This is a genomic window from Dethiothermospora halolimnae (assembly GCF_037577855.1).
GTDB classification, from domain to species: Bacteria; Bacillota; Clostridia; order Tissierellales; family VENL01; genus Dethiothermospora; species Dethiothermospora halolimnae.
The window spans coordinates 72,156-93,698 of record NZ_JBAKFX010000008.1; the positions used below are offsets into that span (position 1 = coordinate 72,156).

The 21,543-nt window shown below is 29.3% G+C and carries 18 protein-coding genes; 3 read left to right on the forward strand and 15 right to left on the reverse strand.

Annotated elements, in window-relative coordinates; translation table 11 throughout:
• Positions 1 to 13: 13 nt before the first annotated feature.
• A complete protein-coding gene (locus V6137_RS05430) occupies positions 14 to 322 on the reverse strand; it encodes a hypothetical protein (protein WP_425446873.1) in 309 nt (102 codons plus the stop codon).
• 194 nt (positions 323 to 516) lie between these two features.
• Positions 517 to 1,152, reverse strand: coding sequence for a hypothetical protein (locus V6137_RS05435; protein ID WP_425446874.1), 636 nt, complete (start codon positions 1,150 to 1,152; stop codon positions 517 to 519).
• A 208-nt stretch (positions 1,153 to 1,360) separates the two neighbouring features.
• Here V6137_RS05435 and V6137_RS05440 point away from each other — a divergent pair, with 208 nt between their 5' ends.
• Entirely contained in the window at positions 1,361 to 2,335 is a 975-nt protein-coding gene (locus V6137_RS05440; protein ID WP_425446875.1) for an alpha/beta hydrolase fold domain-containing protein, read from the forward strand.
• Position 2,336: 1 nt separating this feature from the next.
• A complete protein-coding gene (locus tag V6137_RS05445) occupies positions 2,337 to 3,353 on the forward strand; it encodes an alpha/beta hydrolase (RefSeq protein ID WP_425446876.1) in 1,017 nt (338 codons plus the stop codon).
• A 15-nt stretch (positions 3,354 to 3,368) separates the two neighbouring features.
• Here V6137_RS05445 and V6137_RS05450 read toward each other — a convergent pair whose 3' ends face one another.
• The 6 genes from V6137_RS05450 to V6137_RS05475 all read right to left on the reverse strand — a co-directional run bounded on the left by V6137_RS05450 (position 3,369) and on the right by V6137_RS05475 (position 8,094).
• Positions 3,369 to 3,950 carry a CDP-alcohol phosphatidyltransferase family protein gene (locus tag V6137_RS05450; protein ID WP_425446877.1) on the reverse strand — a complete coding sequence of 194 codons (582 nt, stop codon included), beginning with the start codon at positions 3,948 to 3,950 and terminating at the stop codon, positions 3,369 to 3,371.
• Complete coding sequence (locus tag V6137_RS05455) at positions 3,944 to 4,966, reverse strand: ABC transporter ATP-binding protein (RefSeq protein WP_425446878.1); 1,023 nt, start codon at positions 4,964 to 4,966, stop codon at positions 3,944 to 3,946. Before V6137_RS05455 ends, V6137_RS05450 begins: the two co-directional genes overlap by 7 nt.
• 109 nt (positions 4,967 to 5,075) lie before the next feature.
• Complete coding sequence (locus V6137_RS05460) at positions 5,076 to 5,741, reverse strand: TVP38/TMEM64 family protein (protein ID WP_425446879.1); 666 nt, start codon at positions 5,739 to 5,741, stop codon at positions 5,076 to 5,078.
• Positions 5,719 to 6,858: a (Fe-S)-binding protein gene (locus tag V6137_RS05465; RefSeq protein WP_425446880.1), complete on the reverse strand. Its 1,140-nt coding sequence runs from the start codon at positions 6,856 to 6,858 to the stop codon at positions 5,719 to 5,721. The genes V6137_RS05460 and V6137_RS05465 overlap by 23 nt, the downstream gene beginning before the upstream one ends.
• 11 nt (positions 6,859 to 6,869) lie before the next feature.
• Positions 6,870 to 7,577, reverse strand: coding sequence for a TVP38/TMEM64 family protein (locus V6137_RS05470; protein ID WP_425446881.1), 708 nt, complete (start codon positions 7,575 to 7,577; stop codon positions 6,870 to 6,872).
• Positions 7,578 to 7,656: 79 nt separating this feature from the next.
• Positions 7,657 to 8,094, reverse strand: coding sequence for a rhodanese-like domain-containing protein (locus V6137_RS05475; RefSeq protein WP_425446882.1), 438 nt, complete (start codon positions 8,092 to 8,094; stop codon positions 7,657 to 7,659).
• A gap of 168 nt (positions 8,095 to 8,262) precedes the next feature.
• Here V6137_RS05475 and V6137_RS05480 point away from each other — a divergent pair, with 168 nt between their 5' ends.
• Positions 8,263 to 9,780, forward strand: a complete 1,518-nt coding sequence (locus V6137_RS05480) for a PucR family transcriptional regulator (RefSeq protein ID WP_425446883.1) — start codon at positions 8,263 to 8,265, stop codon at positions 9,778 to 9,780.
• Between the two features lie 20 nt (positions 9,781 to 9,800).
• Here V6137_RS05480 and V6137_RS05485 read toward each other — a convergent pair whose 3' ends face one another.
• The 7 genes from V6137_RS05485 to ebgA form a co-directional block, all read right to left on the reverse strand.
• Positions 9,801 to 10,970: a TraB/GumN family protein gene (locus V6137_RS05485; protein WP_425446884.1), complete on the reverse strand. Its 1,170-nt coding sequence runs from the start codon at positions 10,968 to 10,970 to the stop codon at positions 9,801 to 9,803.
• Between the two features lie 21 nt (positions 10,971 to 10,991).
• Positions 10,992 to 12,608, reverse strand: a complete 1,617-nt coding sequence (locus tag V6137_RS05490) for a putative manganese-dependent inorganic diphosphatase (RefSeq protein ID WP_425446885.1) — start codon at positions 12,606 to 12,608, stop codon at positions 10,992 to 10,994.
• Positions 12,609 to 12,870: 262 nt separating this feature from the next.
• A complete protein-coding gene (locus V6137_RS05495; protein WP_425446886.1) occupies positions 12,871 to 13,419 on the reverse strand; it encodes a nitroreductase family protein in 549 nt (182 codons plus the stop codon).
• Positions 13,420 to 13,473: 54 nt separating this feature from the next.
• Positions 13,474 to 14,523: a hypothetical protein gene (locus V6137_RS05500; RefSeq protein WP_425446887.1), complete on the reverse strand. Its 1,050-nt coding sequence runs from the start codon at positions 14,521 to 14,523 to the stop codon at positions 13,474 to 13,476.
• 477 nt (positions 14,524 to 15,000) lie between these two features.
• Positions 15,001 to 16,773 carry an aminopeptidase P family protein gene (locus V6137_RS05505; protein ID WP_425446888.1) on the reverse strand — a complete coding sequence of 591 codons (1,773 nt, stop codon included), beginning with the start codon at positions 16,771 to 16,773 and terminating at the stop codon, positions 15,001 to 15,003.
• A 30-nt stretch (positions 16,774 to 16,803) separates the two neighbouring features.
• On the reverse strand, positions 16,804 to 18,480 hold the full coding sequence (locus V6137_RS05510) for an amylo-alpha-1,6-glucosidase (protein ID WP_425446889.1): 1,677 nt from the start codon (positions 18,478 to 18,480) through the stop codon (positions 16,804 to 16,806).
• Positions 18,473 to 21,532: a beta-galactosidase subunit alpha gene (ebgA, locus tag V6137_RS05515; RefSeq protein WP_425446890.1), complete on the reverse strand. Its 3,060-nt coding sequence runs from the start codon at positions 21,530 to 21,532 to the stop codon at positions 18,473 to 18,475. The genes V6137_RS05510 and ebgA overlap by 8 nt, the downstream gene beginning before the upstream one ends.
• Positions 21,533 to 21,543 lie beyond the last annotated feature (11 nt).

Consider the following 21,543-nt stretch of genomic DNA (forward strand, 5'->3'; position numbering starts at 1 on the left):
TATACCACCCCAATTAATTAAATAATTCATTAAATACATTATCCACTATCTTTTCTCTATTAATAGAAAATATTCTATCTAATATATTATGCTTTTCTTTATTGACCTCTAATATACCCTTTACCCTTTCTTCTCCTTCATTAATAATCCTATTATATTTTTTTGATGCTTCTTTTTCTGCCCTTTCTATCTCTTTGTGTTCCATATCATCTAATTTTTTATTTAGTTTTTCCCTATTTTCTTCTATTTTAGTCTCTAAGTTTTCTTTAACTTCTTTAGCCTTTTCGTCTATCTTTATAACTTCATTTATAATATGTTCCAAGATTTCACATCCTTTTTATATTATTATTTCAATAGATAATAGTATATTATGTCTTTTACCCAAATATAATTCTTTTATGCTCCTTAATGCCTCCTAAGTTCTTACTGTTATATTTATGCATTTCTATATTTCTTTGTTTATTCCTTTATTTAGTATTTGTTTTTTTGCAAAAAAATAAAAGGACAAAGGTCCTTTTATTTATTATTTTTTAAAGTCTCAACATATTCCATTTCTTCCCCATCATAATTATTATATCTAAGTTTTTTAAGTAGCTCTTCTTTACTTTCCTCCGTATTTTCATCAATATAAATTGAACTTTTCTCTATATTAGTTATCTTCCAGTTCTCATCCTCTTCTCTAAAGGTATACATCTTATTTATAATCTCCTCTTCATTATCACCATAGTCCTTTATAATATTAGAAAAGATATATTTAACATTTAAATCCTTGTCATAATATACTTTAGATATTTTAACTTTAGAACTATCATATAAAAGTTTCATTCCATTTTCTAAGCCTTTGAAATGCTCTTTATATTCCTTTAAGTCTTCTATTGATTTTCCCTTTAAGTCCTTTCCCTTTATTTCTTTCCCATCTATCATGAAAAATGCTGTATCATCGTTTTTATAGTTATAGTCCTTAGATATTATATCATTTATTGACTTAATATAATTATCGTATGTTATTTGAAATGTATCAAATAGATAGTTCTTTTTCTCTAGGGTTTTTATATTTCCTATAAGCTCATCCTCATTGTTACTTGTAACTTTATCTCCACAACCTACTAGAATAAAGATTAAAATTATAGATAATATTAATATTTTTTTCATTATTATCCTCCTTGTGTGGTTTTTATTGTATTAATTTCATTATATCACCATATTATAACATTTGCAATTATCCATTAAATCTAAATACTATATTAATATTTAAAATAATATTATATAATAGAGTTGGGAGATTAGGAATCTACCCAATAACCATAAAGCTAAACTAAATAGACCTAAACTAAAATTACTTTATAATGGAGCTGTTATTTTGGGTAAATTAAATAATAGATTTAAAAAGTCATTTTTTATAGTCAACAAAATATATCTTCTTTTAATAATATTTTTTCTCTTTATAGCCAATGCTGCATTAGGGTTTATTGGATTTTTATTTACTTTAGCTACTTATATAATAAATATATTTAAATCTAAAATACCTATTGAAGTCAGTGGAGATTTCCATTATGATACCCACGTTTATAAGGTTACAAATAAAGAAAAACTGAAAATGGATATATGGTATCCCAATAAAAATAGTAATAGCTATCCTGTAGTATATTTTGCCCATGGTGGTGGCTGGATATCGGGATTTAGGAATCAGCCTAACAATGTATCATGGTGTAAGTTTTTAGCATCAAAGGGCTTTGCTGTTGTATCTATTGATTATAGGTATGGGTTAAAAAATCATATGGAAGATATATTATTGGATTATAGCCATGGATTAAAGTTTATAAGAACAAGATATAAAGAGTTAAATTTAGATATTAATAATATTATTACCATGGGTTTGTCGGCAGGGGGGCATCTAACCCTACTTTACAGTGCCTATAACTCCTATAAACAAACTAGTAATATGAAGGGTATCAAAGGGGTGGTGGCATATTATTCCCCATCGGATTTAACAGACATATTTGATGACGATAATAAGTCACTTTTTGCTAGATTTGCAACTAAAAAAACATTGGATGGAGATCCAAAGGAAAATATAGACCTTTATAGGTTATATTCGCCAATAAATTGGATATCTAGTAATATGGTTAAAACTTTAGTTGTCCATGGTAAAGAAGACACTGTTGTTCCCTTTAGGTCCTCTGTAAAACTTATTAACAAATTTAAAGATTTTAATATTGATTATAGATTTTTAAGTCACACTAAGGGTGACCATACATTTGAATTTAAATTAAAGGATTATAAAACGGTTAAAATTATTGAAGAAACGGTTAAATTTATGAGGAGCTGTATATAAGATGACAATAAGTTTTAAATATGAAAAACGAGATATCAAATATTCCTCTGGCTATATTTTCAAGGGCAAACACTATAGATGTAGTTATATAAAATATAATACATTATATAATAATCCTGCTCCAGGAACGGAACATGTTGAACTTTATAACTTTCATCCTAAGGGAGATATTAAAGCATCTACTTTAATTCTTCATGGTTTAGGTAGTAGAAACATTAAGTTTTTATTGTGGATGGGTCCCCATCTTGCTTCAGCAGGGGTTAATGCAACTGTATTAATATTTCCTGGAAATCATACAAGGGTTGAACATGGTTCTGTGAGTGGTAAAAGCTTTTTATACCCTGATATTGACGTTATGTATAGGTTTTGGGAACACTCCGTGGTTGATGTTATGTCCTCTATAGATTTGTTAGAGAACTTAGGCTTATGGAAGGACAACAATTGTCTTTTAGGATATTGCCTTGGAGGGATGGTTTCATCTATGGTTTCTGCTATAGATAAAAGGATAAATCAAACTATTTTTATGACAGCTGGAGGACATATTCCTAAAATACTGTTTGAATCCCCTGCAACTAAATTTGTTAGAAGAATGTATAAGAAGGGATTTAAAGCTGATAATTATTTAGATAATAAGAAAAAATTATATGAAAAATATAAAAAAGACTTGAAGATAGTTAATAAACTATCATTAAGTAAGTTATTAAGTAATGATACTATTCACCCTTTGCTTAAAATAGATCCCCTATCATACTGTCATTTACTAGATGAATCTAGAGTCACAATAGTTGATGCATTATTTGATAGGACCCTACCCCTTGATAGTAGAAAGTCATTATATAAAAGGATAAAGGGTTCAAAAAGATACATAATCCCAATGGGTCATGTTAGTTGGTTACCCTTTGAATATTTACTTGCAAAATATATACTACATAAGGTTAATATATATGATAAACAAGCTAAGAAGATGTTACTTACTAAGGAAAAGATAGAAGACCCCTTAAGCGATGACTTTAAATAGGAATACTTGTCCTATTTAAAGTAGTCTTTTTGCCTCTATCATTCGTTGAACTGCAGTTATTATAACAATAGTGGCATATATATATGTTATTATTCCAATATAGCTATTTAAAAGGATCATTAGAGTAAATAATATAAATCCTTCCGTTCTTTCAGCTATTCCTGCTTGATAGTAAAAACTCTTTATTCCCTTTTTTTCTGACAGTGCCCCTACTGTTAAAAATACAGTTATCGATAATAATATGGAACACATTAGTATAAGAAGATTAAACCTTATATCAGGATATCTTAACGATAACCCTATTATTACAGACATTTCAACTATTCTATCAAAGGTTATATCCATAAGGGTTCCCCATGGGGTTGGACTATTTGATTTTCTTGCCATAGCACCATCCACTGCGTCTAAATATCCTGATAACCATAATAGTATAACTGACATTATATTTTTACCATAATATATAAAAAATCCCGATGATATACCTATTAAAAATGCTATAAAGGTAACATGGTTTGCATTTAAATTTAATTTTAATAATAATTGTGAAGTTTTATTTATTATTGGATTTACATATTTTCTTCCATGGGTATCTAACATTTATATTCTCCTTCTTCTATAAATATTATTTTTTCTTTGTTGGGACTTAATAATATACTATCTCCTTTACGTAATTTAATATCTTCTTTACTAATAACATCTATTATTGTATCTTTTACCTTGACATCTATATATAATAGTCCTTGCCTAAAGGATATATCCTCTATTATACCCTTTAATTCCCCATTACCTATGGTAAATGTCTCTGGCCTTATTATTATATAACCTTTTCCTTTACCCTTTAACGTTATCTTAAAGTGATTACTTATAAAAAAACCATCATGAAATCTTCCGTAAAATATATTATTTATCCCTAGAAACTTAGATGTATATATGTTATTCGGGTTTTCATATAAATCTCTAGGAGTTCCTATATCTATTACTTTGCCATTATTCAATATAGCCATTTTATCAAATAACATATATGCTTCATCCCTATCATGACTTACAAATACTATTGTGGTTTTATATCTTTTATGAATATCTAGTATTAATTTTCTCATATCATCCCTAAGACTTGGATCAAGGGAACTAAAGGGTTCATCCATTAATATTATTTCTGGATTAGTCACTAAAGATCTAGCTATTGAGACTCTTTGTTTTTGCCCCCCACTAAGGGAGTCAATCCTTCTATTAAAAAAACCTTTTAATCCAACTATCTTAAGGATATTTTCTACCTTTTCTATTCTATCTTTCTTATTTTCCTTTTTCATTTTAAGACCAAATTCTATGTTTTCTCCTACCGTCATATGGGGAAAAAGCAGAGGATCTTGAAATATAACAGATATATTCCTGTTTTGGGTAGTTTCCATAGTTATATCAATGTTATCTTTATATATTTTACCTTTATCCACAGATGATAAGCCTGCTATTAGGTTTAGTAATGTTGTTTTTCCACATCCAGATGGTCCCACAATGCCAAAAAATTCACCCTTTTTTATTATTAATTTATCCACATTCAGTTTAAAGTCTTTCTTATAGAACTTTTGTATATTTTCTAGTGTTAATGTATACATAAAGTTATCTCCTTTTACCTTTATTATCTTTTTTATAATTATAACTTATCCCCAGTTATTATAAAATAGTAGTTATAAACTGTGGATTATATTGTTTTATGTGGATAAGTTATAATTCTCTATCATTAAATGATAACTTTTTCTTTAGAAGTAATGATACGACAAATAATAACACTAAAAGTAATATAGATATAACAAAACTAGTGGAACCTATATCTGTAGATTTATCTCCAACATTTGTATAAACAAATATCCCCGGTATTGTCCCTATTATAGTTGCAGCTAAAAAATCTTTATATTTTACATCTGAAAGCCCGGCACCATAGCTTATTATGTCAAAGGGAAATAAAGGGATGAGCCTTAACACTAATATGATAAAAAATCCTCTTTTTTCTATTATCCCTCCTATTTTAGATATATCCTTTTTTATAAATCTATCTATAAACTTCTTCCCCAGTATTCTTGTTATAAAGAAGGATAAACTAGCTCCAAATAATGCCCCTATCATTGTATATATAAACCCTTTAAATAAACCAAATATCATTCCACTGGATATAGCTAATATGGAATCAGGAAATAATGTTAAGGGTACCAATGTAAATAATATTATATAAACTATAGGGGATAAAACTCCAAAGGAAGTGACATATTCCTTTATATCACTGGCCGAGTAGCCCTTTAAAATGTTATTCTTATTTACTATAAATATTATAGCTCCTAAAATAACTATGGTTAAGATATATTTAATTATATTAGTACCTTTCTTCATTTTCATTAACACCTTCTATTATTTTTTTACCCCTATATCTATTTATCCACTTAGCTAATGTTCCTTCATTAACCTGATCAAAATCTATATATATATTATCATTAAATATAAGATCAATGATATGTATACCCTTTTTCCCTGCTTTTCTCATAGATTCAACACATTCTTGGCAATAGGAGATAATATACTCTGTCTTAGCCATATTTGCCCTTCTTTTCATTTGAGTTATTGATATATCCTTATTTGTAGACCTTATCATTCCTCCAGAGCCACAACACAATGTTTTCTCCTTAGAGTATTCCATTTCTTCTATTTTAAAGCCTAAATACTTTACTATATTTCTTACTGCTTCGTGAATCTTAGGTTCATTCCTTGTTGCACATGGATCATGGATACTAAACACAATACTACTATCTTTACCTATGCCCTTTATTATCGTTGGTAAGCCTATCTCATCTATAACTTCCCATAATGTCTTCACCCGTAAACCTTTACTATTTTCTTTTATTGTTTTATAGCAGTTTTCACAGGCAACTATAACCTCTTCTATTCCATTTTTAACAAACTCATTATTCACTATATTATAATATTTATTAAACTTATCTACATCCCCCATGGAATATGTTGGGTTTCCACAACAATTTAGCATTATTCCAATGTCCATTTTTTCTTTTAGAAAGTTATAAGCCTTTATAATTATCTTAGGATTGTAGGCGGTTAAACTACAACCTGGGAAAAATACGGTTTTTGTGGATTTTTTTATTCCCCTTATGTTTGTGGAAAAGACCTTAGAAAAACTATTTTTTTGATGGAATCTAATGGGTCTATAATTTAATTTTTTAAGATTCTTTTTATCTTCATTAACTATATATTTTCTTAAATCTAAAAAAATATCCTTCAAACTTATACCTTTAGGACACACCTCACCACAATATCCACATAATGTACAGGAATAGGGTATTATTTGATTTATTTCTTTATTGTTTATAATGTTCTTAAGTAAATCCTTAGGATTATTAGTAAACTCATTTAACATAGAGCATCCTTCCATACATTTATTACAACCAATACAGTTTTCTTTAGAATACTCTAGTTTTTCTAATATATTATTATTTAATTTCATAATCTCATCCTTTAAAGCTTAACTTTAGATTTTTTATTCCACATACTTTTAATCATAAATATTAATATAGATACTGCAAATAATATCATAAGGCCGAATACAAACATTTTAGTTCCACCGGTTAGCATACCTCCAACATAGGAGTAAATAATAGTTGCCGGTAACTGACCTAATCCTGTAGCCCAAAAGAAAGACCAAAATCCTATCGATGTAAGTCCGGCTCCATAACTTACCACATCAAAGGACATAAAGGGTAACAATCTTGCTATTAGGATTGCATAACTGCCATATCTTTCAAAAAATTTATCAACACTTTCAAGGGATGTTTTACCTGCAAGTTTCTCCACTGAGTCCCTTCCTAAAAATCTAGCTATATAAAAACATACCACTGCCCCTGCCATGGCGCTGGACCATGAGAGTATAGCTCCTTTTACCCAACCAAATATGGCTGCATTGGAAAATGTTATTAAAAAAGCTGGTATTGGAGCCGCTATTGATTGAAATATCATAAGTAGAAAGGAAACTACAGGAGCCCATATACCGAAGGATAATATATATCCCTTTATTATATCAAGATTTCCTGTTGTGCTGGCCATTTTAAATACCATAAAAACCTTTTTTATAGTGGTATTTATGGGATCAATAAATATACATATAGCCACTATTACTGCTATTATAGCTATCCTTATTATAGTTTTTTTAATTACACTATTTTTCACAATCTATATCCTCCCTGTATCATCAAATAAACCCTATATATTAATTAAAAAGCCCTTCCAATAGTGAAAGGGCTTTATTTTACTCAGCTAAAAGTTCATCATAGGACCAACCAGCTTGTCCATTTTCTAGTATATATAATCTATCTTCACTTATATCCTTTTCCTTTAAATAGTTATATGTTCTTTCTGCACCGCCACCGCCACGGGGACATACTATAATAATAGGATTATCTGAAGCTTCTAAATCCTTCATTATGTTATCTAGTTTAGCCTTATCTGTATCTTCTTTTACTGGATATGCATTGGTTTCTATGGCACCTTTTATATGATGCTTATCAAAATCCTCTTCAACTTGAATATCTACTATTAAAATATCCTCATTACTTTCTATAGCTTCTTTTAATTCTTCTTGAGTATAGTAATTAAACCCCTCTTTTTGTCCAGTTTCTTTACTACATCCTGCAAACACTAATGATACTGATAATAATATTAAAATTACGCTAAGTACTTTTTTCATCTCTATTGCCTCCTTTTTATTTTGTCCAAAGAAAGTATAACAGAATGATAGCCTTATATGAAATAGATTGTTTCTATTGTTCCTTATTCATTTATAGATATTTCTTATAGAAAACTTTGTTTGGAAATTTTACCTTTTCTAATTTATAATTAAGATAGGGGTGATTTCATGGCAGTGTATTATACTGATATATATAATAATGTTAAAAGTTTTAATCCTAGGGATTTGTGGAATGATAAAAATATAAGTTTCAATAATGTACAGTTGATTTTAAAAGATCAATGGCAGTTTCATAAAGATACACTCTATATAGGTAAATCTTCAGATATAAATAATAATATAGAAGAAATATCTATGCTATTAATAGATGATACCAATTATGATGACCTTTCAAATAATAATTTATTATTATTTCCCTTTAATACAAATTTACCTTCACTTTTTAATACAGTTAATGACCTTTTTAGTACTAACTTAGATATTCTTAACAGTTCTAATATTCTATTAAATGCTGTACTTAAAAATAAAAGTCTAGATTATCTTGTAAAAACATCTTCTGACTTATTAAATAATCCAGTAGTTCTTATAGATACAAGTTTTAAGGTGATAAGTCATTCGGATATAAATGATATAACTGACCCATTATGGGTTAATAATATTAATTCTGGATACTGTTCCTATGAGTTTATCGCTGAAGTAAATAAAATGGATTCAGTAAAAAAATCTCCAACAAATGAAAATCCATTTTTAGTAACTTGTAGGGCAAATGATATAAAAAAGTTAACAAGTAAGATATTTATAGATAACAAAATGGTAGGTTATGTTATTATGCTAGAATGTAATGAAATAATAGCATATAAACACCAGAAGTTATTAAATATAGTAAGTAAAGTTCTAGCCGATGAATTAAAAAAGGATAAATTTTATAAAAATATGAGGGGTCTAATGTATGAAAAACTTTTAGTTGATTTAATAGAAGATAAGATCAAGGATAAAGATATAGCAGTTGAAAGAATTAAAGGTTGTGGATATAACTTTAATAAAGATTTAGCCCTTTTAGCATTGGACTTATCGGACTATAAGAATAAAGGTCATAGAAATGATTATCTAAAGGACTCTATTGATAGTATTTTCCCAATGGGTAAATCTATATTTTATAATGGCTATATATTATATCTGATATATATTAATGATAAATTTATAGAAACTAAGCTAAATAAACTAGAGCAGTTTATCAAAGAAGAAAAATTATATGTTGGTATAAGTGATACATTTGAAAATTTATTAAATCTAAATCTCCATTATAGTCAAAGTATAAATGCTTTAAAGTTTGGTAAAAGATTTGATAATAGTAATGTTTTTTATTATGGTAACTATAAATTACATCACCTATTAAGTAATGTCAATGACAAAGACTTAACTAAATATTGTCAACCCGAAGTAATAAAACTAAGAAAATATGACAATATACATAATACAAATTATTATGAAACACTGTATCATTACCTTATTAATAATAAAAATACAAATTTAACGGCAGATAAACTCTTTATCCATAGAAATACAATTAATTATAGAATCAATAAGATACAGGAAATAATTGATATAGATTTTAAGGATGGGGAGGCAACCTTTAATATACTAGCTTCATATAAAATCTTAAATTATCATTATAAAAAGGATTAGCTTTTAAGCTAATCCTCTTCTTACATAATAGTCTTTATAAACATTCTAATTACATCTGCTCCACCTATTGTTGTTCCTAAAACACTTCCTAGGTTTGCAAATACTACGACTAATAATACCCTTGTCACTTTATTTTTCCAAAATCCCTTTAGACTAAATACATCTTCATTTAATTTTTGAAAGTCTTCTACCTTAGGTTTCCTAACTAAGGCTTCCACTAATCCTGCAAACCATCCTGCCGCTATTGTTGGATTTAGGGAACTTATTGGAGCTGCAACAAAGGCAGTTAATATTGATAAAGGATGTCCAAAGGCTATTAATGTTCCTATGGCAGATAATGTCCCATTCCAAAGTACCCAACTTATTGTTTGATCTATCCCTGTTTGAGCATTATTATAAAAGGTGTATCCTATGATTGCTAATATTATTATTGGTATTGACCAACCTATTATCTTACCTGTGTTTCCCTTTTTAGGAACCCTAGATAACTCTTCTATATCTTGGTCTTTATAAATCTCTTCCTTTACCCCTGGCACATGACCTGCACCTAGTATTGCCACTACTTTTTTTCCAGGGGCATTTTTTATCTTATGGGATAGATACTTGTCCCGTTCATCTATAAGTCTCATTTTAAGCTGGGGAAAAGACTCTCCCATTTCCTTTAATGCCGATGTTAGCATATCCTCTGATTTTAATTTTTCAAGTTCTTCCTCTGTTATTTCTTCATCGTCAAATATACTAAAAATTATTTGAAAAAATAGTTTTAACTTGCCAAAGAAGCTTATACCCCTCCAAACCCTTCTAAATGTAGTTTGTATATCCCTATCGGCTAAAACCAGGTCTGCATCTATTTCCTTCGCTGACTCTATACCCTGTATCATTTCTTGTCCAGGATTGATACCAAACTGTTTAGCCATACGTTTTTGAAATGATCCCATCACTAAATTAACTAATAATAATAATGCCTTTTTTTCCTTTATAACCTTGAATATGTCCATCTTTTTCCATTGATCTTTGTTTACCACAGAACCATATCGTTGGTCATCCAGTTCCACACATACGGAATCCGGCTGCTCCTCTTCTATTACTTCCTTTACCTGTTCTGCACTTTTTTTAGAAACATGGGCAGTACCGATTATTATTATCTCCTTATCACCTATATTTAGCCTATCTATATTTTGTTCTTCCATAAACATTCCTTCTTTCTAAAATTATTTAATTATATCCATAGCCTCTAATATCTTAGGCATAACCTGTTTTTTTCTTGATACAACCTTATCAACAAATATTCCCTGTTCTCCTTTAGTATCAAAGGCAACATTTATGAGGGCACCTTGATCACATTTATATAATAAATAGGAACCTTCTTTTAGTATATCAGTTATTAACAATAGAGTTAAGTAATATTTGCCATTATTGTGAATATCGTTTATAAAACTTAAGAATTCATTCTTTCTATTAAATACGTCTTCTATATCAAGGGTAAATACTTGGGATATACCCACTTTCTTATCTCCAATATTGAACTCCTTAAAGTCTTTAAAAAATATTTCATCTATTTCTTGTCCCTCTAAGGATGTCCCCGCCTTAAACATATTCATAGCAAACTTTTCTATATCCAAGTTCAATATAGTATTTAATTTTTTAACTGCAAGTCTATCTATATCTGTTGTTGTGGGAGACTTTAATAATAGGGTATCTGATATTATTCCTGATAACAGTATACCTGCTATGTTTTTATCAATTTTAATATCATTTTCCATAAACATATTAAATATTATTGTTGATGTACTTCCCACAGGGTTATTTCTAAAGTTTATAGGAGTAGTGGTCTTTATATCCCCTAGTTTATGATGATCTATTATTTCTAATATATTAGCTTCCCTAAGTCCATTTACACTTTGGGAGTATTCATTATGATCAACTAATATAACTTCTTTCTTATTTGGTTTTAATATATGTCTTCTTGTTATGATCCCTAAATATTTATTATCATCGGTAACAACAGGATAATTTGAATGTCTGTTTTGGGAAAGTTCTTCCTTTACATCATCTAAATATTCATTTTCATTGAACTTTATAATATTATTATCCTTCATTATTGATGATACATAATTACACTGATTTATAAGCTTAGATACAGTGTATGTATCATTTTTTACAGATATAATATTTACCTTTTCTTTAATCCCTTTATTTATATATTTAGATGGTAGTGTTTTATTTCCTGTTACTATTATTAACTTTACATTACATTTTATGGCATAATCAATTATATCATATCTATCCCCTACTATTACAATACTATTTTTGTTTAATATACCATCATCCTTTAGTGTATTATAATAAAATGCAGCAACAGATATTTGACCTTCTATTTCATCATCTATTTTAACTAATTCTTCTCCATCTAAATCATTTACTATATCTGATATGGCTGTTTTTAACTTATATACATCTCCCTTTATAAGTTCCATTGCTATATCCTTCATGGTGACTAATCCTAATAATTTATTATTATCATCAACCACCGGTAGTACCTTTAATTTATTTTTTTCCATAAGTTTATATGCATATAATATTGTATTTCTAGGATTTATACTTATTATTTTATCATAATTTAAATCCTTTATTTGGGTCTTTACGTTTTCTAGTAATCTTGGTTTATTAACATTAAAATAATTAAGAATAAATTCAGTTTCTTTATTTATATCTCCTAACACACATGGAATAGTATCCCCTTTTAATTTATTCTTTAGGTATGACAGGGATATGGCCGATACCACTGAATCTGTATCTGGATTTTTATGTCCAAAAATATATAGCAATGTAATCCCTCCATAATATAACTTTAGTATTTCATACTATATTATTTTATCAAAATATGCTATTATTTCATAGTGAAAACATAAAGGGACCTAAGTACTTTTGGAATTGACAATTGACAGTTGACAATTGTCAATTAAATGTAGTTTTACTCACTTTGTTCGTAAAATATTATATTCAAATCGGCTTCAACCAATTTGTACCTTAATTGTCAACTGTCAATGGCTAACTGTCAACTAAAATAAAGGGACCCCAGGGTCCCTATTAGTCATTTAACGTATATGAACTTCCCCAATTATTTAAAAATACATGCTCTGTTACATCTTTTTTATGATGATGGGTTGGAGTTTGTTGTATCTCTCCTATTGGGGTCATTGCCACAACTCTGTATTCTTTTGGTATATTTAATATGTCCCTTACCCTATCTTCATCTAATGCTCCTATCCAACAAGTACCATAACCTTCGTTTGTTGCTGCTAAAACGAAATGTTCCATTGCCACTGCACTGTCCACTAAGTAGTATTCCCTGTCGGCCATTATTCCAGACTCTGAAGGATCTGCCACAACTATCATTGCCATAGGGGCACTTTTCAAAGCATTTTTAGCACTGTCTGTATCATTCATTATTGTTTCTGATAGTCTATCCTTTTCATTTTTATTATTTACTAATATCATCTTATAACTGGTGTTGTTTTTCCAAGATGGAGCCCTCATAGCTGCATTTATCATTCTAGATAGTTTTTCTTTATTAACCGGTGTATTAGTAAAGTCCTTAACACTGGTTCTATTTTCTATTACATTATAAAAATCCATAATCAAACCTCCCTTATAAATATTATTTACAAAAGATATAAGATTAATGTAACTTTAATCTGAAATTATATTTTCTATGTGGCTATATATTTTACTAACTCCAATCCACCACTTATCATCTTCTGCATATCTTCTATTAATCCAGATAAAGGGATCCATAAATAATGGTCGTTCCTTTAAAGAATTGGTAATAGTTTTTGCTGCTATTTCTGATGAATCTTTAATATTAGTATTATATTTTATCCAACTTCCAAAAACATTAAAGGGATTATTAGCTATTTCTTTCCCATATTTATTGTCCCTAGGTACAAAACTCTGTTCTTGACCGGTTATTGAAAAAAGTATAATTGGATTTAGATTATATTTTTTAGAGGTTTCTATTATAGTAGAAAAATATGGTTCATCTGTCAATATGGAATCTCTACTATTTAAGTATTCTTTTAATTTGTTTTTATCTATATCTTTATACATGAAAAAATCTGGTATATCTTTATGGGTGTTTTGGACAACCACTTTAAGTGTACTTAGTGTGACTGAGGTTATATTTGACTGATCTATATCTTTCTTTAAAGGGAAATTACTTTTTGTAATAAATATTATTAAGAGTAGAGACAATATAGATGTAGCTATAAACTTTTTATTTAAACTATTATTTTCTAGTATAGGCTCTATGTCCTTACTTTTATTATTTTGATTTTCCATTTTAGTTTCTTTAATACTATTCTGTTGAAATATATAATTTTTTAATTCATTACTGGTTATTTTATTATCGAGATTTTTATTAATCCAATTGGTTAAAGTCTCTATATAGTTATCTTCCTTATTATCCATAGATAACATTTTATCTATAACATCATACTTTACTAATCCCTCTTTATTGTTAATTATCATATCTTTAACCAGTTGTACTTTTATACTTTCTCTATATTTTTCACTAATTCCATCTAAATTATTATCGACTATTCTGTAAACAGAGTCTGAAAATATGGACATACTATGTTTTTCATCTATATTTTTTCTAGTATTTTTTATATAATTTCTTATGGAAATAATATCCTGTTTGTCTAATATTTTTTCTTCCCTTAGTTTTTCTATGTCTTTCATTTCCCCACATCCCTAAAATAGGCTATATAATAATAAACGACTAGATGGGCTAATTTTGTTAGTTTTATATGTATAATATTATGTAGGTGGTCAATATATTGAAGCCCTTAGGTCTTCTTCTAGAAGGCTTATTTATGCTATACTGGTCATTAAAGCTGGGGGATTACGAATCCCCCAGCAACTAAACTTTATTACCAATCCTTCGGCAATTAAACTTTATTACCAATCCTTCGGCAACTAAGCTTTATTACCAATCCTTCGGCAATTAAGCTTTATTATAAATCCTCTAGCAACTAAGCTTTATTGCCAATTCCCCAGCAACTGAATTTTATTATTATATACTATATGGCTTTAAAATCCTTCTGAATATATTCAGAACCTCCACCATGGCTACATCATTTTTTATAGAAATTTTAACTTTCCTGAATACAAAAAAGGTAAACCAAACTTTATGGTCTACCTTTTTCTATTTGTAACTTATATAGCTCTTGTTTCCTCTTTAAGCCAAGCTTTTTCTTCTTCCGTTAAGAATGGTGATAGTTTATCATATACCTCTTTATGATAACTGTTTAACCAGTCTCTTTCTTCCTCTGTAAGTAGATTAACATCCACACCATCTAAGTCCAATGGGCAATAGGATATTGTATCAAACTTCATAAATTGTCCAAACTCAGTTTTTTCATCTTCCACAACCAGTAATGTATTTTCAAGTCTAATTCCATGTTTATCTTTTTTATATACCCCTGGTTCATTGGTAAGGATCATACCCTTTTCCAGTTTAACCTTATTTGGTACTTGACTAAAGTTTTGAGGCCCTTCGTGGACATTTAATAAGAATCCTACTCCATGTCCTGTACCACATTTATAATCTATTCCATATTCCCAAAGAGGTTTTCTAGCTAAAATATCTAGATTAGAACCTGTGGCACCATATAGAAACTTAGCTATGGTTAGGTTTATATGTCCCTTTAATGTAAGGGTAAAGTCCCTTTTCATTTCATCGGTTATATCCCCCAGTACTATTGTTCTTGTTATATCCGTTGTTCCATCTAAATATTGTCCACCGGAGTCTATTAAGAACATAGCTTCATCTTTAAGGGTATACTGACCTTCCTTAGTTGCTTTATAGTGCATCATGGCAGCATGTTCTTTATAAGCTGCTATTGTATCAAAACTTGGAGATATAAAATCTTTTTGTTTACTTCTAAATTCAGTTAACTTCTCATCAGCTGATATTTCTGTTATATTTCCATCTTTAACATTGTTTTTTAGCCAATGTATAAACTTAACTATTGCAACACCATCTTTTAAATGACAGTTTCTTAAGTTTTCAATTTCTGTATCATTTTTTACTGCCTTTAACTTGGTAGTTACTTCTGAATCTTTTATTTTATCCCTATTAAAAGGTATTTGCTTATACATATAGTAATTTGTTCTAAGGGGATCAAATAATATACTATCGGTTATTTTCTTTAAACTATTTTTAAGTTCAGAGTATTCTTTTACCTTTATATCATCTTTTAATAACTCTTCTTTTATATCTTCAGATACCTTATTAGTATCCATAAATATATATGCTCTGGTCTCAGTTACTAAGGCATAGGATATAAATACTGGACTATTGTTTACATCATTACCCCTAAGATTAAATAACCAAGCTATATCATCTAAGCTACTTATTAGATAATTTTTAGCTTTTTTCTTTTTCATTTCATTCCTTACTTCTTTTAATTTTTCTGCTCTTGACTTTCCTGCATATTTTACGTCATGGATAAATACTTTGTCCTTTGGTATCTCTGGTCTATCTTGCCATATTTCATCAACTAAATCATAATCACTATTTATATCTATACCATTTTTATCAAATTCTTTTTTCATATTGTTTACTCTAGTAACTGAAAATAACTTTCCATCAAATCCAACAGTTTCACCACTCTTTAGTGTATCAACTAAATATTCGGTTATTGTTGGAACCTTTGGCTCCCTCATCTTAAATAGTCTTATTCCAGAACCTTTAAGTTGGTCTTCAGCTTGGATAAAGTATCTTCCATCTGTCCATAAACCACCATCATCTTTAGTTATAACAACTGTTCCAGCAGAACCTGTAAAACCTGATATCCAAGCTCTACCCCTCCATCTATCTGCAACATATTCACTCTGATGGGGATCTGAACTTGGAATTATATAAGCATCGATCCCTCTTTCTTCCATAAGGTTTCTTAATTTTTTAACCCTTTCTTTAATATCCATTATTTTGCCCCCTTCTTTATTAGTTAAAAATTATTTATATTTATTACCAAGTATTAAAAATACACTTGATGTCCATGTAAATGCTTTGTCCCTTAGGCCTTCACCGGTTTTGGCATTAAAGTTTTCTGCCATACCATTTTTATTTACCATATTTAAAAATCTATGGGATATCTCTCTTGCTAGTTTCCCATGACCTGACCTTTCTAAACCATCGACAATGATTATTGTCGATGGTGCCCATATGGGACCTCTCCAATAGCCATCATCCCTATAGTATTTACTATATATACTCTCTGTTGATAGTCCATGCTCTGTTAAAAATCTATCCTCTATATCATCTGCTATCTTATTTGTTATTTCTTTAGGTAATAATTGTCCTAAGATTATTGGTACACACATTATAAGACTATCTCCATCATATTTAATGTTATCATTTAAATCCTTTGGAACAAAATTATTATCTATATAAAAATACTCTATAAGAAGATTTATATAATGTTTCATGGCTTTTTCATAGTAATTTGCTTCGCTTTTCAATCCTATCTCCCCTGCCATATGGGATAAGGTTTTCATATTAAGTATTAAAAATGATAATAAGTCTGGACTTTTTACTGGGCTACCATTGTCAAATATGGTACTATTATCCCACCCTGCATCATTACCATGATCATAGGATGGAATATTATTATAATCATAGTCTGTATATTTAAACCAATAATCTGTCCACTTTTTAAGGGGACGATATAGTTCCTTTAATCTATTGTTATTAAAGAACTTTGGATTTTCCTTTATCATATAATCTATTGTCCAGCCATGTATTGGTGGTTTTGTAAAACTGAAGGAACTGTATTTATCGTTGGCAAAGTCAGGTAATAATCCACTGTCATCTTGCATATCAAAAAATATCATTAACTGGTCATATGCTAATTTAGGATTGTTTTTTATAAGGGCCATTGCATTAAAGCAATTATCCCAGCTCCATATATTGGTCATCCAATTTTTTGACATATACATAGCATCTCTGGTTAGGTTATTATCTTTATTAACAACACATGACCATGTTATATAGCTTGCCAATTCCTTTCCCCTCTTATACTTATGGGAAACATCTAGTACATTGTCAAGCCAATTTTTATAACTTTTTCTAACCCTCTCTTCACATACTAGAAAGGATGAATCATAATCTTCATATCTTGGCACTGTCTTAAATTCTTCTATTATTCCATAAAAATATTCCTTAGGAGTAAATATAAATTCTATATATTCACTTCTTTGAATATTCCAAGGGGCTTTAACCTCTATACTGCCATGTTTATTAGTAATGAGATATTTAATATCATTTGTGGCACTATTAATCTTATATTTATCATTTCCTATATTTATACAATTATCATAGTAACCACATTCCATTGTTAGTTTAAGCCCTATCCCTTTACCATATACCCTAAGATTATTGACATTATCTATACAAAATTTAACATATCCATTATCACAGCTTAATGTTAATACATGTTCCTTCATGTCCACTTCATAGGGAACATTATCCCCATTATTATCTACTGTTTCTATCTTAAATACTTTACCATTGTTTGTATTTATATCTCCACCTCTAACGGTTCTTATATACAAATCATCACTATCCCATAATGTAGATATGGCAATATACGAACCATATCTACTAAAGGGAATTTTTTTTATATCAAACATTTCTAACCCTCCTATATAAAGCCTTAGGAGATAATTGATTTTTATCAAATGCCTTTATTTTAATATTAAACTCTATATCCTTTGGTTTTAAAGTATGTCTGTCAAGGGCCCTAGGACCACAACTGTTGCTACCCAATCCATTTTGACCATAATCTATATTTACAGATATAAAGTCCCTTTTCATTAGCTCATTTGTGTGCTTTGCATTTTCTAAATCCTCTGTAGTATAATAGTGTCCACTAAAGTCAAAACTTTCCCCTGTTATAAATAGGCCCACACCCCTTATATCACTAATGGCTAACCATCTTGTATCGGTGTGATTACCATTTTCTTGAGGATATACATAATCTACAAATAAATCATCAACTGTAGCCTTATATGTTCCCATTGGATTTGACTCTTTGCTGTCTACATATGACTGTCCACTTCTTCCATGCCAATGGAAGTTATTTATGCTTTCCTTTACTTTAAAGTTATAACCTAACCTAGGCATAGCTTCAGGCCTTTTTCCAAAGGGTTTTAGCTTAGTACCTATATCCACTACTCCATTTCCATATATAGTATAGGTTATATCACTATTATAACCAAAGTCCCTATTAGGTGGTGCCGATATCCCTTTTATATTTATAATACATTTATCATCTTCTACTGTATAGTTACTATCCATTACATAGGATTTCATAAGATGGATAAATTGTTTCTTCCACTCTTTAACTAGGTACATATCATTATCTATGGTGGCTCTCCAAAAGTTTAATGTTAATCCATCAACCAGTAGACTTCTACCATTGTATATAAAACTTTTAAATTTACCATATAGTAAATCAAACTCTATATTAAAGTCACTTCCATCTATTTTTAGTATATTGTCTTCTTCTGTTATTCTTAATGTCTCCCCCTTAAGACTATTTCCAAATGATTTGTTTCCAATGGGTAATAGGAAATTTTCTATACTAACTATATGTCCAGCACTGGCATAACTTTTATCCCTATTCAATACAAACTTTATCTCCATATAATAGTCTGTATCTTCATTATAGTTATTTAAATCTATATCTATATTTATATCTTTATCTGCTCCAGGATTAATATGACCAAAATCAACTTTTCCAGACTCTAATATCTTGCCATCAGATTTTATACTATATACCATATCTAAATGACCAAGATCTATAAAACTATAGTTGTTTTTTATATTTACTAGTCCTTTAGTTAAGTCTATAGCTTTAATTTTAATTGGTTCAATTATTTTTTTATATTCGTATAAACTGGGGCTTGGAGTTCTATCGGGCATTACAAGACCATCTATAACAAAGTTACTATTATTTGGCTTATCTCCATAGTCCCCTCCATATTTATAATATACTTTTCCATTTTCATCTGCTGTTTTAATACCATGGTCTATCCATTCCCATATAAATCCTCCGTGGAGCCTATTATATTTTTCATAGATTTCTTCATACTCCTTAAGACCACCGGGACCGTTTCCCATAGCATGACCATATTCACAATGTATATGGGGTTTTCCCTCTTCTTTGCCTATCTTTTCTAACTTTTCAAAGGATGAATACATGGTACTATATACATCACTTACTTCACACTTTACATCCCCTTCATAATGAATAGGTCTTGTATCATCTATTTCTCTAGTTTTCTTAGCCATGGCTTTTTGATTACAACCAAATCCTGACTCATTACCTAGGGACCACATTATTATAGATGGATGGTTTTTATCCCTATTTACCATCCTCTCCATTCTATCCACATAAACCCCTTCCCAATCTGGGTCATCACTTATTAAGCTTAAGTTCCCTATTTCCTCAAAACCATGACATTCTAAATCAGTTTCATCTATAACATATAAACCATACTGATCACATAGATCATAAAACCTGGGATCGTTGGGATAATGGGATGTCCTTACTGCATTTATATTAAAACTTTTCATCATCTCCACATCTTTTACCATGGTGTCATAGGGTACATATCTACCGAGTTCAGGATGGAAGTCGTGGCGATTAACTCCGTGTAACATTATTTTTTTACCATTTAAAAGTAGATTTTCACCCTTTATTTCTATTTGTCTTACTCCAACTCTTTGGCTTATATGCTCTATTTCTTCATTATCTATTAATGTTACAACTAAGTTATAAAGATAAGGATCCTCTGCTGACCATAGTTTAGGGTTGTCTATTTTTATGTTATGATCTACAGTCTTTGATTTATTATTAGAAACCATTATTGCTTCTGAAGTTTCTTCTATTATTAATTTATTGCTTTTATCAAATAATCTATATTTTAGCTTATATTTTTTACTATCATTATACAGATTTTCTATTGTAGTTTTTATATTTATATTTCCATTTATATAGTTATCATCCAATGTGGTTTTTATATGGATATCATTTATATGTCCTTTATCCCTTTTAAATAATGATACATCTCTAAATATACCACTTAAATACCACATGTCCTGATCCTCTAAATAACTTCCATCGCTCCACTTAAGAACCTTTACTGTAACAGAGTTTTTACCCAAGTTTATATACTTTGATATATCAAATTCACTGGGGAGCTTACTGCCTTTACTATAGCCAACAAAATTTCCATTTACCCATAGATAAAATGCGCTATCTACCCCTTCAAATCTTAATATACTCTGTTTATCATCCCAGGAGTGGTCTATATAAAATGATGTTCTATAACAACCTGTGGGATTGTTTTTAGGTACATGGGGTGGATTTATTGGGAAGGGATATAAGAGATCTGTATAATGCATATCCCCATAGCCTTCCAATTGCCAGTTACTTGGAACTGGTATAGTGTCCCAGTCTTTATCAGCAAAATCCCTTTTATAAAATTCCTTCGGTAGTTTATCAGGATGATCTGTAAAAAGGAATTTCCAGTCACCATTTAACAATTTAAATCTATCATTAACTCCCCTTTCGTAGCTAAGGGCATCTTCTATATTGTTATAAGATATAAAGTAAGCTCTACTATCTAACCTGTTTTTATGTATTATATTTAGATTTTCCCAATCCTTTTTTTTCATTATGACATCCC